Raw genomic sequence first — 14,225 nt, 5'->3', positions numbered from 1 at the left:
TAGATTGGCAAAGTTTTTAAATCAAAGGTAATTATCGGAAGGAAGTTATTATGGTTCAAAAAAAAGGTAGTAAACGTGCTGCACTTGGCCGGGTTATTAATTACATTATGCCAGGTATTTCTTTATTAATAGGAATGATTTTCTTAATTAGTAATGGCATTATCAGTACAGTTTTAATAGGTTACGGTATTATTATGGCCATTTGCTGTGTGCTAGCCTACATGGGTCTCATAATGGTTAAGACTAACACAATTAATGATACAACAATGACAGTAGCACCTGAGAATTTGGTTGAAAGTGCTGATGTAGAATCTGAACCTATCGTTGAAGCAACTCCTGCTTTTGATATGCATGTTGCCGAACATTTAGCAGCAGCACAAGAAATTAGTACTAACTTGCAAGCAACTTTAGCTACATTTGATACTTTGAGTGATCATACCACGACTACTGATGAGATCAAAAAGCAAGTGCAAGCTTTGCAAACGCAAGTTGCGCTTGTAATAGAAAGCATCGATACTTTGGGTGATTTTAATCATGAAGTTGTGTCTGCAGATAAAGTCGCAATTGCAGAATTAGAAGACTTAGGTCATGCTTGGCAAACTGATCGTGATAATAGTAATCAACTAATTCAAGAAATGGTTGATATGGATCAAGACGTACAAAGTATTGTTAAGATTGTTAGCTTAATTAATGATATTTCAGAACAAACAAACTTACTTGCACTTAATGCTTCAATTGAGGCTGCACGTGCTGGTGAAGCTGGCCGTGGTTTTGCGATTGTGGCTGAAGAAGTCCGTGATTTGGCGGAACAAAGTGGTCAATCAGCTAAGAGTATTACTTCAATTATGGAAGTTATTCGTAGTAAATCAGAACACATGGTTATTGCACTTAATGAATCATATTCAAGTAATACCGAACGGACAACCAAACTTGATGAAATGGTAACTGACTTAAAAGAAGTTTTAGATCAAACGGATGCTCTAAGACCACAAATGACAACCATTAAAGAAGGTTTAGAACAAATTACTGAGATTAACAATATTATTACACAAAAAACGAACCATTTTAATCAACACCAAGGGCCACAAGTAAAGACTAAATTAGCTGAAGTTACAAGTGGTTTGGCAGATATTGATGCGAACTTAGCAGCAATTGAAACCCGTCAAAATAACTAAGTGAAAGGTAGATAGTATGGGGCAATATGTAGTATTTAAAAGTAATGATCAAGCATTTGCAATTGATGTTCATGTTGTAAAGCGAGTCGTTGAATCAGATAGCTTTATTAAGATTCCGGAAGTTGCTGATTATGTCATGGGAGTTTACGAATACGAAAATGCAATGATTCCAGTGATTGATTTGCGACAAAAATTATTTAATATTCCTACAGAAATGACACCAGAAGCAAAGGTTATTTTATGTCGATGGCAAGACCGACTATTGGGGGCTTATGTAGCAGATATTGATGGTATCTTTGAACTTCAAGAAGCAAACTATGAAGATGAGTTACGTAAAGCTAATCTGAAAAATGGTTATATTGATAAATTTTTGAAGTTAAATGAAGATGTTGTAATTTCGCTTGAGTTGGATTATTTATTTAATAATGAACAAGCTGGTCAATTATTAACGCTTGATGCAGAACCTGAGTTAACAAATCATGGCTGAGCAATTACATGCCGGCATTGCAGAATATAAGATTGGTCAAGAACCATTTACATTGGCTGCTTTGGGGCTAGGCTCATGCGTTGCTACAGTTATCTATGATGCACAACATCATATTGGAGGTATTAGTCATATTATGCTCCCTGATAGCACGGCTTTTAGTGCCGCTCAAATAACTAATCCGGCTAAGTTTGCTAATTTAGCCTTGCCACAAATGGTAACTGAATTGCGCGCAGCTGGTGCGACTGGGCCACTTACTGCTAAGATTGCCGGTGGTGCACAGATGTTTAAAACAACGAGCAAACAACTTAATATCGGGCAACGCAATATTATGGCAGTTCAAGCAACCCTAGCTGAATTGGCAATTCCAATTATTGCTCAGCATGTTGGTGGCACACAAGGACGGACAATGATTGTTGACTTAGCTGATTTTTCAACGATGATTAGGATTGTGCATGAAGGTAGCATCTATATCTAAGATAGAGGAAGCATGGGATGATTAAAGTTTTATTAGCGGATGATTCCGCATTTATGCGCAAAGTTATTAGTGACATTATTGGTCAATTCAACAACGTAGAGGTTATTAAGATTGTCCGTAATGGTGCTTTAGCAGTGGCAGCTGTTGAAAATGAATCTTTTGATGTCGTTATTTTAGATGTTGAGATGCCAGTTATGGATGGAATTAATGCTTTAAAAGCGATTAAAAACATTCAAGATGTACCAGTAATTATGTTAAGTGCTTTGAATAATCAAGCCTTAACTATCGCAGCATTAGAATATGGGGCGTTTGACTTCATTGAAAAACCCATCAATCTACATCAGATTGATCCGTTGTGGTTGACTATGTTTGAAGAGCAAATTATTGCTAGTACGGATAACCATGATGCGCACTTAGGACAAAAAGACCCTCGGACTATATATACGGACACACAGCAAAATATAAGTCCCGAAATAATTGTGATTGGTGCTTCAACCGGCGGCCCCAAAGCATTATTGCAACTTATTCAAGCCTTACCAGCAAAAATTAAAATACCAATTTTGATTGTACAACATATGCCTAAAGGCTTCACAACCCACTTTGCCAACCGGTTGAATGAATTTACTACTAATCGGGTCTATGAGGCCGCCGATGGCATGGTGATTGAAAATGCGGTTTACTTGGCGCCTGGTGATTTTCATATGGAGTTGAGTGGTGGACGGATAAAGTTAAATAGTAAGCCTAAAATGCATGGCACTCGCCCCGCAGTTGATTATCTATTTAAATCTGTTGCTAGCCAATATGGGCAACGAGTGACAGCCTTTCTTTTAACCGGTATGGGACATGACGGAGCTGATGGGATGGCACAAATTAAACAACACGGCGGCTATAATATTGTCCAAGATGAAGCAACATGTGTCGTATATGGGATGCCTAAAAGTGCAGTAGCATTAAATGTTGTTGATGAAGAGTTAAGTTTAACGGCAATTGGGGCTAAATTAAATCAATTTGTGGGAGCATAATGATGGTCGAAAATTTTGAACAATTTAGTACATGGGTTGAGACAACTTATGGCTTACGATTAACTGCTTATAAAGAACGTCAGATGGAACGACGATTGCTGACTTTAATTGAGAAATTAGGTTTAAATAATTTTGCACAATATAGTCAATTATTACAAACCAATACTCAAGCACGTGAGAACTTTTTTCAATATGTGACAATTAATGTTACTGATTTTTATCGCAATCCCGAAATATTTGAAGTCTTTGAAAAGTATTTGGTAGCATATAAGGCCAAACACAGTACTGCATTACGAATTTGGAGTGCAGCATGTTCAATTGGTTCAGAGCCATATACACTAGCAATGATGGCAGCTAAACATCAATTAACGAATGTAAGCATTACTGCTACTGATTTAGATAAAGCGGTTTTGGCAACAGCTCAAGCTGGTCAATATTCAGCCGTGGAAGTTCGTAATGTACCTAGTGCTGATTTAGCGAATTATTTTGACTTAATAGCACCTAATAAATACCAAATAATTCCTAAAATTCAGCAATTAGTAACTTTTAAGCGGCACGATTTATTAGGTGATCCTTACGAGCATAATTATCATTTTATTGTTTGTCGTAATGTCACGATTTATTTTAAACCAGATGCACGCGATGAAGTATATCAAAAATTTAGTGACGCGTTAGCACCAAATGGTATTTTATTTACCGGCGCAACTGAGACAATAAATTTCCCTGAAAAATTTAATTTAAAAAAGATTGATAACTTTATTTACCAAAAAGTTAATTAAGAAAGGAGTCGACAACATGGATGATAATAGTGTTTATTTAAACCTATTTTTTGAAGAAAGTGATGATAATCTATCGTTATTAAATGATAGTGTTTTACAGTTAGAATCAGATCCGCAAAATATGGATTTGATTAATGAAATTTTCCGAGCAGCACATACGCTAAAAGGAATGTCAGCCACAATGGGTTATGATGTGATGACCAAAATCACACATAAGATGGAGAATTTATTTGATTTTTTCAAGACCGGTAAATTACAAGTTACCAGTGAATATATTTCAATTATCTTTGCCTGTTTGGATACATTATCACAATTAGTAGAAGATTTACGTGAAGGTAATGAATTACGTGAGGAACAAATTAGCGGTCCTTTAGCGAAGATTGCGGTTGTTGAAGCCCAAGTAAATGGTGAGGCACCAGTTGAAGTAACACATATTGATAATACAAAGACAACACTTGATAATAGCTTCCCTGATTTAGAAGAAACTGATATTAATGTTATCAATGCAGCGATTGATGATGGCCATAATGCTTTTCAGATTGGGGTTCGGATTGATGCAGAATCAGCTCTAAAAGGAGCACGGGTTTTTCTAGTAATGGAAAAACTTGGCCAAAGTGGGGATGTGATTATTATCGATCCTGATACTGAACGATTAGAGGCTGGTGACTTTGATACTGATTTTAAATTCATTTATGTTACCAAGAATTCACAAGCAGAAGTACGTAGTAATATTGAAAACATTAGTGAGATTGATGAAATTGTAGTTGATGTCTATGGGGCAACTGCTAAGGATGAAACTAAACCGGTAAATCCACCAGTTGCAGCTAATACCGATACACAACCAACAGCAGATGTAACACCACAATCAGCTAAGAAAACTGAAAGCCCTAAAAATAATCACCCACAAAAAGCGGCCAATAACCAATCAATTCGCGTTGATTTAAATCGGTTGGACTTGTTTTTAAATATTGTGTCAGAATTAGTTGTGTATCGTAACCAACTTGAAGATGCAAGTAAGCGTGACAGTATGGATGATGTTAAAGATTCACTTGAACATGTTTCACGCTTGACTTCAGAGTTACAAGATTTAGTTTTGAAAATTCGGATGCAACAAGTAAATGTCGTCTTTAGTCGTTTTCCGCGAATGGTTCGTGATTTATCACAACAATTGGGTAAAGACATTGAATTAATCATTAAAGGTGAAGAAACTGAATTGGATAAGACGGTGGTCGCTGAATTAAGCGAACCATTGATTCACTTATTCCGTAACTCACTAGACCATGGAATTGAATTACCAGATGTGCGAGAAGCTAATGGGAAACCACGTCAAGGGGTGATTGAATTATCAGCAATGCAAGAAGGTAATAAGGTTCATATCACTTTAAAAGATGATGGTAAAGGACTTGATCCAGTTGCAATTCGGGCAAGTGCTGAACGTAAAGGAATTAACACTGAGGGAATGAGTGAAGATGAAGTTAAGAAACTTGTCTTCCACCCCGGTTTCTCAACTAGCCAAGAAGTTACTAATATTTCTGGTCGTGGGGTTGGCCTTGATGCCGTCGTGGCTAAGATTGTTGAACTTGGTGGAACTTTTGATTTGACGAGTGAGGTTAATATTGGCACAACTTTTACAATTAAATTGCCGTTAACTTTATCAATCATTCAAGCATTACTAGTTAAAGTTGGCACTGAAACATTTGCCACCCCATTAGATGTAGTTGAGCGAGTTGTTATGGTGACTGAAGATGAAATCACAATGACGGGCAATCAAGAAGTTTATGCGTTCCAGGGGATGTTAATTTCAGTTTTACGAACTGATAAAGTCTTGGATATCCCAGCTCAAGAATTACAACGCCGCTATGGTATTGTGGTAAAACTTGAAAAAGATTACTTTATGGTATTAGTTGATCAACTACTTGGCCAACAAGAAATAGTTATCAAGAAAATTGATACCTTATTACAACAACTTAATCGTTATCAAGGCGCAACGATTCTGGGAAATGGTTCCGTTGCATTAATCCTAGATGTTAATGCAATTTGTCATGCCACTAAAGTAGGCTTGATAAATGAAATTTGATGATGTGCGCTTAGATAGTTTACGTGAAATTATTAACGTTGGCGGTGGTCATGCAGCGACCAGTTTAGCAGTATTGACTGGCAAACGAATTGAGATGGCTATTCCTGATGTTAAGTTGTTGGACTATCAAAAGTTATTTACAGATTTAATTGGGGCTGATCAAGTTGTGGATGCGGTATATAACCAAATCGAAGGCGATCTAACCGGGGTGTTTCTTTTTGTTGTTTCACATGAAACATCCGACTTGTTGGCCCAATTTATGACAGGCTCGCGAGATGTTAGTTTAGAGATACAGCAATCAGCGTTAAATGAACTAGGCAATATCATTGCTAATTCATTCTTATGTGCGGTTGGTGATCTAGTTGGCTTGAATGTTCAAGCTAATGTTCCAACATTGATGCACGATGTCTTTGGTGCTTTGATAACGAGTACGTATATGGAATTAGAGCAGTATGATGAACAAATTTTAGTAATTCGTAATGAATTTAAATATGCACAGCAAAACTTAGATGCATCATTATTTTTTATCCCAGCAAGTGGGAATTTAGAAAAAATGTTTGATGCAATAGGACTTTAAGGAGAAAAAATAATGGCTAAACGAGTATTGATTGTAGATGACGCGGTATTTATGCGGATGAAGTTAAAGAACATTTTGGAAGCAAATGATTATGAAGTAGCCGGTGAAGCCCAAAATGGTCAAGAAGCTTTTGATTTATATCAAGCAACCAAACCAGATTTAGTTACTATGGATATTACCATGCCAGATGTTGATGGAATTGACGCTTTAAAGATGATTAAAGCAGCTGACGCTAGCGCTCGTGTAGTGATGTGTAGTGCTATGGGTCAACAAGGTATGGTTATGGATGCCATTCGTTCTGGTGCGGTTGATTTTATCGTAAAACCATTCGATACAGATCGTGTAATTAAAGCACTTGAAAAGGCACTCGCATAAATTAGGCTAGGAGAATAAGCTATGCAAATGATTCTATTTAAAATGAATCAACAGCATTACTTAATTTCAGCCGATTTGGTTGAAGAAGTTGTCGATACAATCGCAATTACACAGGTTCCCTTAGCACCTGAATGGGTTGAAGGATTAATTAACCTCCGGGGGACGGTGATTACCGTTGTCAATTTGGCTACTTTAATTAATGTTGCTGAATCAAGTACCAATAAAAATATTTTGGTATTAAATCATGAGGGTAATCGTAAAGGATTATTGATTGAAGAAGTTATGGAAGTGTTGGATATCGAAGAACATGATATCCAATTGTCTGGTATTAATAACGATTCTCATTTTGTCGGTGTTGTGGCAGTTGAAGATGTTATTGCCAATGTAATCGATGTTGCTAAATTAAGTTTTTAGTTAGGAGGAGGCCTTGTGGATCAAGTATTATCACAACAAGAAATTGATCAGTTATTAAATGCCATGAATAATGGTGATATCACTGAAGAAAGCATCGCGGAAGATACCAATGATGTCAAAATTAAAACATATGATTTCCGACGGCCAACTAAGCTTTCCAAGGAATATATCAATACTGTTCATTTGATTTTTGAGGATTTTGCTAAAATTGCGACTAACGTCCTATCGACGCAGCTTCGGACTAGTGTACGCCTCCAGTTGGCCTCTGTTGAACAAATTAGTTATGATGAATTTATACATTCAATTCCACGAGTAACATTAATTGGGATTTTACAATCTGCACCATTAAATGGGATGCAATTAATTGAAATTAACCCCCAATTAAGTATGCTATTGGTCGATCTTTTATGTGGTGGTCAAGGAATTAGTTCAACTGGTAAAACATTATTTGTTGATAAAGAGCGCTTCTCAGAAATTGAGTTATTATTGTTAAAAGATACTATGGAACGTTTAGCAGAGACTTTTAAACAAGCCTGGGCAGGAATTGTTGACCTTGATACAAAGTTAGAAGGATTGGATACTAATCCCCAATTATTACAAACAATGTCACCCAATGAACCGGTAGTACTTTCAACAATTGAAGTTGATATTTTAGGAATTAAAACCTTTATCAATATTTGTATCCCATATGTCTTCTTTGAAAGTATTACTGATAAATTGAGTTTCCATAATTGGTTTGATAACACTAACTCAGCTAATGAGCGTGCTTCTGAGGATTTGCGAGCACGAATGGATGATGTTAAATTAGGGATTGAAACTGAGCTTGGACAGGCTGAAATTAAGTTATCAGAGTTTCTTGCGATGGAAGTTGGCGATGTTATTAAGTTAAATCGTCGCATCTCTGAGCCGTTAACAACCTATGTTCAAGGACATGAATACTTTAAGGTTAAGCCAGGGACTAGTAGCCATGGCCAATATGCAATTGAATTATTAGAAAGATCACAAGGAGCATTACAAAATGACTGATACTTTATCTCAAGCCGAAATTGATGCTATGATGAATGGCTCATTTGATGAATCAACGCCAGCACCAGTTGATGAAGCACATATTCCTGAAGCACCGAAACCAATTATTGACACAACTGATGAAAGTACCCGCTTTGATTTATTAGGTGAAGTTGGTAATATTTCAATGTCACAAGCAGCAACGATATTATCATCAATTTTAAATCGTCGGGTTAACATTACAACGCCACGGGTTAAGAAGTGTCGCTTTAGTGAAATTATGGGTGAATTGGAAACTCCTAAAGTTGCGACAATTGTTGAATTTAAAGAAGGTTTACTTGGCTCAAATTTAATGGTCCTTGACGTCAATGATGCCAATATTATTGCTGATTTAATGATGGGTGGTGAAGGTAAACCATCTTCAACTGAATTTACTGATCTCCAATTAAGTGCCGTGGCTGAAGCGATGAATCAAATGATTGGTTCAGCTTCGACTTCAATGTCAACAATGATTGAACGTAAAGTCGATATCCTCCCACCACATGTTCGGATGTGGAATAGTCCTGAAAGTATTGATTATGATACGATTGAACCTGATGAATATGTTTATCGAATTTCATTTGACTTAACTGTTGAAGGATTGATTGAGAGTGAAATCATGCAAATCTTTTCAAATGAAGTAGTTGAAGAAATTGAGAAATCAATGCTAGGTATTAGTGAGGAATCTCCACTGGCCAATATGGTATCGATGGAAAATGTTGAGCCGACACCAGCTGCTGAGCCGACACCACACCAACCGCAAGCACAAGTGCAACAACCACAAGTAGTAGCGGCTGCACAACCGATGCAACAACAAGCAACGACACAAGTTAGTCAACCACAGTTTCAACCGTTAGCTGATAGTACAGTTAAAACTGGTGATAATCTTGATTTGATTTTGGATGTTCCCTTAAACTTAAGTGTTGTTTTAGGACGGAGTCAAAAGAAAATTCGTGATATTTTATCATTAAACGTTGGCTCAGTGGTTGAATTAGATAACCTAACGGACGAACCATTAGATATTTTGTTAAATGGTAAATTGATTGCTCAAGGAGAAGTTGTAGTGATTAATGAAAACTTCGGAATTCGAATCACTAATATTTTATCAATGAGTCAACGCTTACAATCAATCAATAACTAGTAAAGATATAAAAGTTAAAAGCGACGGTGCCATAACTATTTTTAGCAGTAATTTGTAGCTAAAATATGGTTTAAAAACTCGATATATTCGCAATATATGTAAGAATCCCAGGGAAGTTGATTTTCCCTGGGATTTTTACATATATTAATTTTCAGCAAATAACATTATGATTTTGAGCCACCTGAATATAAAGTATCGGTTAAAAATTTATATTTTTAGCCGATACTAAAAGATGAAAATAATAAAAAGCATTAGGAGAGAATTAATGAAACACCAAAAACGTAGAAGTATTGCGCCAAGTTTGCGATTTTTTTTATTAGCAATCGCAATTATACCGGTTATTTTAACAGCAATTGGCTCATACGCTATTTCCAATACATTGATTAGTGATCGAGTACAAGTTGATGAACAAAGTGCGACATCTGTTTTAACAGCAGTTAAAGATAATATGCAACAAAAAGCTTTCCTAGAGTTACACCGCATTGCTAAATTACCAGATTTTTCTGGTGATAAATTTGATATGGATGGTATTAATAAAACAATTGGCTACATTAAAGAGGATGGTGATCCTGATATTGTAAACATTGGTTTTGCAACTCCAGATGGTAAAATTGACTTTACGTCTAAGTTACCTGTCGGCTATAGTGCTCAAGTGAGACCATGGTACAAAGGGGTAATGGCACAACCAGAAAAACCATACGCTGCTCCTGCATATAGTGATCCTGTTACTGGTTTAACGTTATCATCATATTCAATTATGGTAACTAATAAGAGCGGCCAACAAGGGGTATTGGTTGCAACTTTCCCATATAAAACGGCTGAACATGTGATTCAGGCTTTAAAAGTTGGTCGTACAGGAAGTGCAACCTTGATGGGCTCAACAGGATTAGTCTTAGCATCTAAAGGAATTGATAAAAAATTAGTTTATCAGCCAAATACTGAATTAAAAGATACTGAGCTATATAAAAAGATTGCTGCGGCAAGTACACGGACTGGTCAGATTATGGTTGGTCAAGGTAGCAACCGACACGAGTTGTACTTTGATAAAGGAAAACCAGGTAGTACTGCTTGGGCGATTGCCGAAGTATCACCACATGAAATGGCAAAAGAACAACGGAGTATTTTCGTAACAGCAGGTATTATTTTAATAGTAATTATCATTGTTATTTTAAGTATTACGATGATTGCAGTGCGAGTTATTCGCCGCCTATTAAACTACTACATGTACTATTTTGAAGAAGCTGGTCAAGGAAACTTGGTAGCATTTTCAGAAAATAAACAAGCAACTGGTATGATCAATGCGCTAGTATACCGATTACGTAAACCCGATGAGGAAGGTCACGAGTTAAATCGGGTTGGTCATCAATTCAACGCGATGATTGAAGGCATGAGTGCCTTAATTAGTAGGGTCCAAGATAGTAGTCAACATGTTGCAAAAGGCAGTGCTGATTTATTAGAACTAGCTAAACAAACTGATGTTGCAACTGAAGAAGTAGCAAGTACAATTACTGGGATAGCAGAAGTTACTGGTAATCAAGCTCGTGAGACAGAAGCCAGTGTCGTTGAAGTCCAAAATCTTTCAAAAGTAATTAAGGAAGTACGTGATAGTGTTATTGCTATGACTACCAAGGCATCAACATCAGCTGAATTAAATCAGCAAAATATGGATTTAACTGCTCATGTTAATGAAAATTGGCAAGCAGAGCTGGTTAAAATGGAACAACTGATGAATAGTACCGAAGACTTGAATCAAAATGTTCAAGACATTAATCAGATTATTAGCGTGATTAATGATATTTCACAACAAACAAACTTACTAGCTCTAAATGCTTCAATTGAAGCTGCTAGTGCTGGTGAAGCTGGTCAAGGCTTTGCAGTTGTTGCAGCTGAAATTCGTAAGTTAGCGGAAGAAAGTAAGGCCGCAACAAAAGAGATTGCAGCAATCATTCAAAAAATTCAAGTTAAGTCAGAAGCTATGGTTGAACAAACAGCGACCTCAGTGGCAGGTGGTGAAAAACAATCACGGTTAATTGAGCAATCAATTACTTCAACTAAAGAAGTCTTTGATAATAACGAAGAATTAGTGGCCGGAATTAGTTTAATTGAAACGGCTAGTGCTGAAGTTGAAGCTATTCAACATGAAGTTCTTACTAGCTTAGAAAGTATCTCAGCATCTACTGAAGAAAATTCAGCAGGAACTGAGGAAGTTTCGGCCAATGCTGAAGAAGTCTTAGCAACAATGGATGAATTTACAAATAATGTTAACGAATTGAAGCACGTTGCCCAAGAATTAGCACAAGCTGCTGATTTCTTCAAACTTGATGGTGCAGTTGATGTTGCTAAAATCAAAGAATAAATTTTAGAATTGTAAAGTAATTGTAAATATTATTGAAAATATGTTGGGAGTACCGATATTACCTGGATAGTGTTAAATCTTAGATATTTGAAAGGTACACATGATGAAATTTAAGTTAGATATCCGGCAAATATTACACCGTAGAGTACGATTATGGCCTACAAAATGGCAGCCAAAAGTATGGTGGCCACGAATTAAGCGAAGAGGCAATAAGCGTAATAGTGGAATCTTCTTAGGTAGCGGTATGATTTTATTAGTCGTTGTCCCATTAATTGTAATGATGGTTAGTGCTAATATAATTACGCGCCAATTAATGTACAACCGCTTAAATGTCGATAAGATGAGCGCGACTTCAGTTTTGATCGCTTCTAACAATAATTTACGTGATAAGGCTGTTGCTGAATTAAAGCAGATTGCTAAATTACCAGAATTTACAACTAACAATTATGATTTAACTAAAATTCAAAATCTTTTGAATCAATTTCAAACAACTAATGGTACTAATTATATTAGCTTTACCTTTAGCATGCCTAATGGCCAATATGCTACGACCTCTGGGGTCACAGTTGGTTTTGATCCACGAACAAAAGATTGGTTTAAAGGAGCACTAGCTAAAAAACAAGGGGTCTTCTTTGCCCCAGCCCATCAAGATATAACCACTGGGAAGTTTGTTACTAGTGCAGCCTTACCAATTAAAGACCAACAAGGGCATATTGGAGTTATTAGTATAGATTACTTAAACGATGCAACCAGTAATATTACTAAAGCTATCAAAGTTGGCCATACGGGTGCAGTTACTTTGACTACGGCTACAGGAACAGTCATCTCAGCTGAAGGGGCTACTAGATCTTTAGTAAATAAGCCAGGGGCTGACATTTCGACGCAACCAATTTTTAAAGCAATCGAAGCTAGCAAGCAATTGCGTGGGGTCGTGCAAATTCCAGGTCAGCACCGAATTAGTGAAGTTTATTTTGATAAATCATCACGGGATAGTCAAACTTGGGCCTATGCGCAGGTTGCCCCAAGTGAAATGCATCAAGAACTAGGAGAGATGAACTTTACCTCAATGGTGGTCTTGGTTGGAATGACAATTTTGATTATTCTAATTACCATTCTAATTGTTAATTTCCTCGAACGCTTAATTGCTAGTTACGAGCGCTACTTTATGCAAGTTGGGGCTGGTAAGTTGGAACAGATTCAACCGGTAGGCCAACGCACATGGACGATGGATAATTTAGTTGCACGAGTTAGTATGCCTAAAGCTGACGGACATGAACTTAACCGTTTAGGTGAGCATTATAATGCCATGATTGCATCAATTAGTATTTTAATTATGCGTGTGCAAGCCAATAGTCAACAAGTTGCCCATGGAGCAAAAGCACTACTTGAGCTAGCAAAGCAAACAACGGCAGCAACTGAAGAAGTTACTAGTACCATCGGGGCAATTTCAAATGTCTCAATGAGCCAAGCAACTGAAACGGAACATAGTGTGACTCAAGTTCAAACACTTGATAAAGTGGTTGATAAATTAGATAGTAACATTGCTACTATGACAACAACTTCAACGCATGCAGCAGAATTAAATCAAACTAATCTGGTAACAACTAATAATGTTCGTGATAATTGGCAAGCTGAGTTAACGAAGATGCAAGCTTTAATGACGAAAATGACACTTATGGATGCTAAAGTTCAAAATATTGATAGTATTATTCATGTTATTAAGCAGATTGCTAAACAAACTAATTTATTAGCTTTGAATGCGGCGATTGAGGCTGCTAGTGCTGGTGAAGCGGGCAAAGGCTTTGCAGTTGTAGCTAGTGAAGTGCGAAAGTTAGCCGAAGAAAGCAAAGCGGCAACCCTTGATATTCGTAAACTAATTGCTGAAATTCGATTGGATTCTAGTGAAATGGTGACGGCGACAACTAATTCGGTTACCGGTGGAGCGAAGCAATCTGAATTATTAGATGAAGCTATCGCGGCAACAAAAGAGGTTTATCAAGCTAACCAAAGTTTACTAGCTGACATTGACATGCTTGGTAATGAGATGACTGAAATTACAACGGTCAAAGATCAAGTATCTACAAGTCTAGCCACGATTGCAGCTGCAGCAGAAGAAAATGCTGCGGGAACCCAAGAGGTTTCAGCTAATGCAGAAGAAGTCTTGGCAACAATGGATGAATTCACTAATAATGTGGCTGAATTTGAAAAAATTGCAGCTGAGTTAAAAGATCTTAGTGAACAATTTCAAATTAAAGAATAGTTGCAATAAGGCGTGATACCAGGCACTTAAATATGATAGAAAA

Annotated in this window: 13 protein-coding genes; all 13 read left to right on the top strand. The window is 36.8% G+C overall.

The genetic code is table 11. From position 1 onward, the window contains the following. Positions 1 to 50 precede the first annotated feature (50 nt). The 13 genes from HF964_RS04150 (at position 51) to HF964_RS04090 (ending at position 14,182) form a co-directional block, all read left to right on the top strand. Entirely contained in the window at positions 51 to 1,175 is a 1,125-nt protein-coding gene (locus HF964_RS04150) for a methyl-accepting chemotaxis protein (protein WP_168721804.1), read from the top strand. Positions 1,176 to 1,191: 16 nt separating this feature from the next. Beyond that, entirely contained in the window at positions 1,192 to 1,662 is a 471-nt protein-coding gene (locus HF964_RS04145; RefSeq protein WP_168721803.1) for a chemotaxis protein CheW, read from the top strand. Continuing rightward, entirely contained in the window at positions 1,655 to 2,137 is a 483-nt protein-coding gene (locus HF964_RS04140) for a chemotaxis protein CheD (protein WP_168721802.1), read from the top strand. The genes HF964_RS04145 and HF964_RS04140 overlap by 8 nt, the downstream gene beginning before the upstream one ends. Before the next feature lie 17 nt (positions 2,138 to 2,154). Then, a complete protein-coding gene (gene cheB, locus HF964_RS04135) occupies positions 2,155 to 3,159 on the top strand; it encodes a chemotaxis-specific protein-glutamate methyltransferase CheB (RefSeq protein WP_168721801.1) in 1,005 nt (334 codons plus the stop codon). A gap of 2 nt (positions 3,160 to 3,161) precedes the next feature. Continuing rightward, positions 3,162 to 3,938 carry a CheR family methyltransferase gene (locus HF964_RS04130; protein ID WP_168721800.1) on the top strand — a complete coding sequence of 259 codons (777 nt, stop codon included), beginning with the start codon at positions 3,162 to 3,164 and terminating at the stop codon, positions 3,936 to 3,938. A 16-nt stretch (positions 3,939 to 3,954) separates the two neighbouring features. After that, entirely contained in the window at positions 3,955 to 6,015 is a 2,061-nt protein-coding gene (locus HF964_RS04125) for a chemotaxis protein CheA (RefSeq protein ID WP_168721799.1), read from the top strand. Further along, entirely contained in the window at positions 6,005 to 6,592 is a 588-nt protein-coding gene (locus HF964_RS04120) for a chemotaxis protein CheC (RefSeq protein WP_168721798.1), read from the top strand. Before HF964_RS04125 ends, HF964_RS04120 begins: the two co-directional genes overlap by 11 nt. A gap of 12 nt (positions 6,593 to 6,604) precedes the next feature. After that, complete coding sequence (locus tag HF964_RS04115) at positions 6,605 to 6,967, top strand: response regulator (protein WP_168721797.1); 363 nt, start codon at positions 6,605 to 6,607, stop codon at positions 6,965 to 6,967. A 21-nt stretch (positions 6,968 to 6,988) separates the two neighbouring features. Beyond that, the gene (locus tag HF964_RS04110; RefSeq protein ID WP_168721796.1) at positions 6,989 to 7,381 is read left to right on the top strand and encodes a chemotaxis protein CheW; all 393 of its coding nucleotides are present in this window, start codon (positions 6,989 to 6,991) and stop codon (positions 7,379 to 7,381) included. Between the two features lie 15 nt (positions 7,382 to 7,396). After that, positions 7,397 to 8,407 (top strand): flagellar motor switch protein FliM, encoded by a 1,011-nt coding sequence (fliM, locus tag HF964_RS04105; RefSeq protein WP_168721795.1) that lies wholly within the window; start codon positions 7,397 to 7,399, stop codon positions 8,405 to 8,407. Beyond that, entirely contained in the window at positions 8,400 to 9,566 is a 1,167-nt protein-coding gene (fliY, locus tag HF964_RS04100) for a flagellar motor switch phosphatase FliY (protein WP_168721794.1), read from the top strand. Before fliM ends, fliY begins: the two co-directional genes overlap by 8 nt. Before the next feature lie 265 nt (positions 9,567 to 9,831). Continuing rightward, the gene (locus HF964_RS04095) at positions 9,832 to 11,922 is read left to right on the top strand and encodes a methyl-accepting chemotaxis protein (protein WP_168721793.1); all 2,091 of its coding nucleotides are present in this window, start codon (positions 9,832 to 9,834) and stop codon (positions 11,920 to 11,922) included. Between the two features lie 100 nt (positions 11,923 to 12,022). Continuing rightward, entirely contained in the window at positions 12,023 to 14,182 is a 2,160-nt protein-coding gene (locus tag HF964_RS04090) for a methyl-accepting chemotaxis protein (protein ID WP_168721792.1), read from the top strand. Positions 14,183 to 14,225: the final 43 nt, after the last annotated feature.

The sequence above is a fragment of the Periweissella fabalis genome (genome assembly GCF_012396505.1).
In the GTDB taxonomy this organism is placed as follows: Bacteria; Bacillota; Bacilli; order Lactobacillales; family Lactobacillaceae; genus Periweissella; species Periweissella fabalis.
This window is presented reverse-complemented; position numbering and strand designations above follow the sequence as displayed.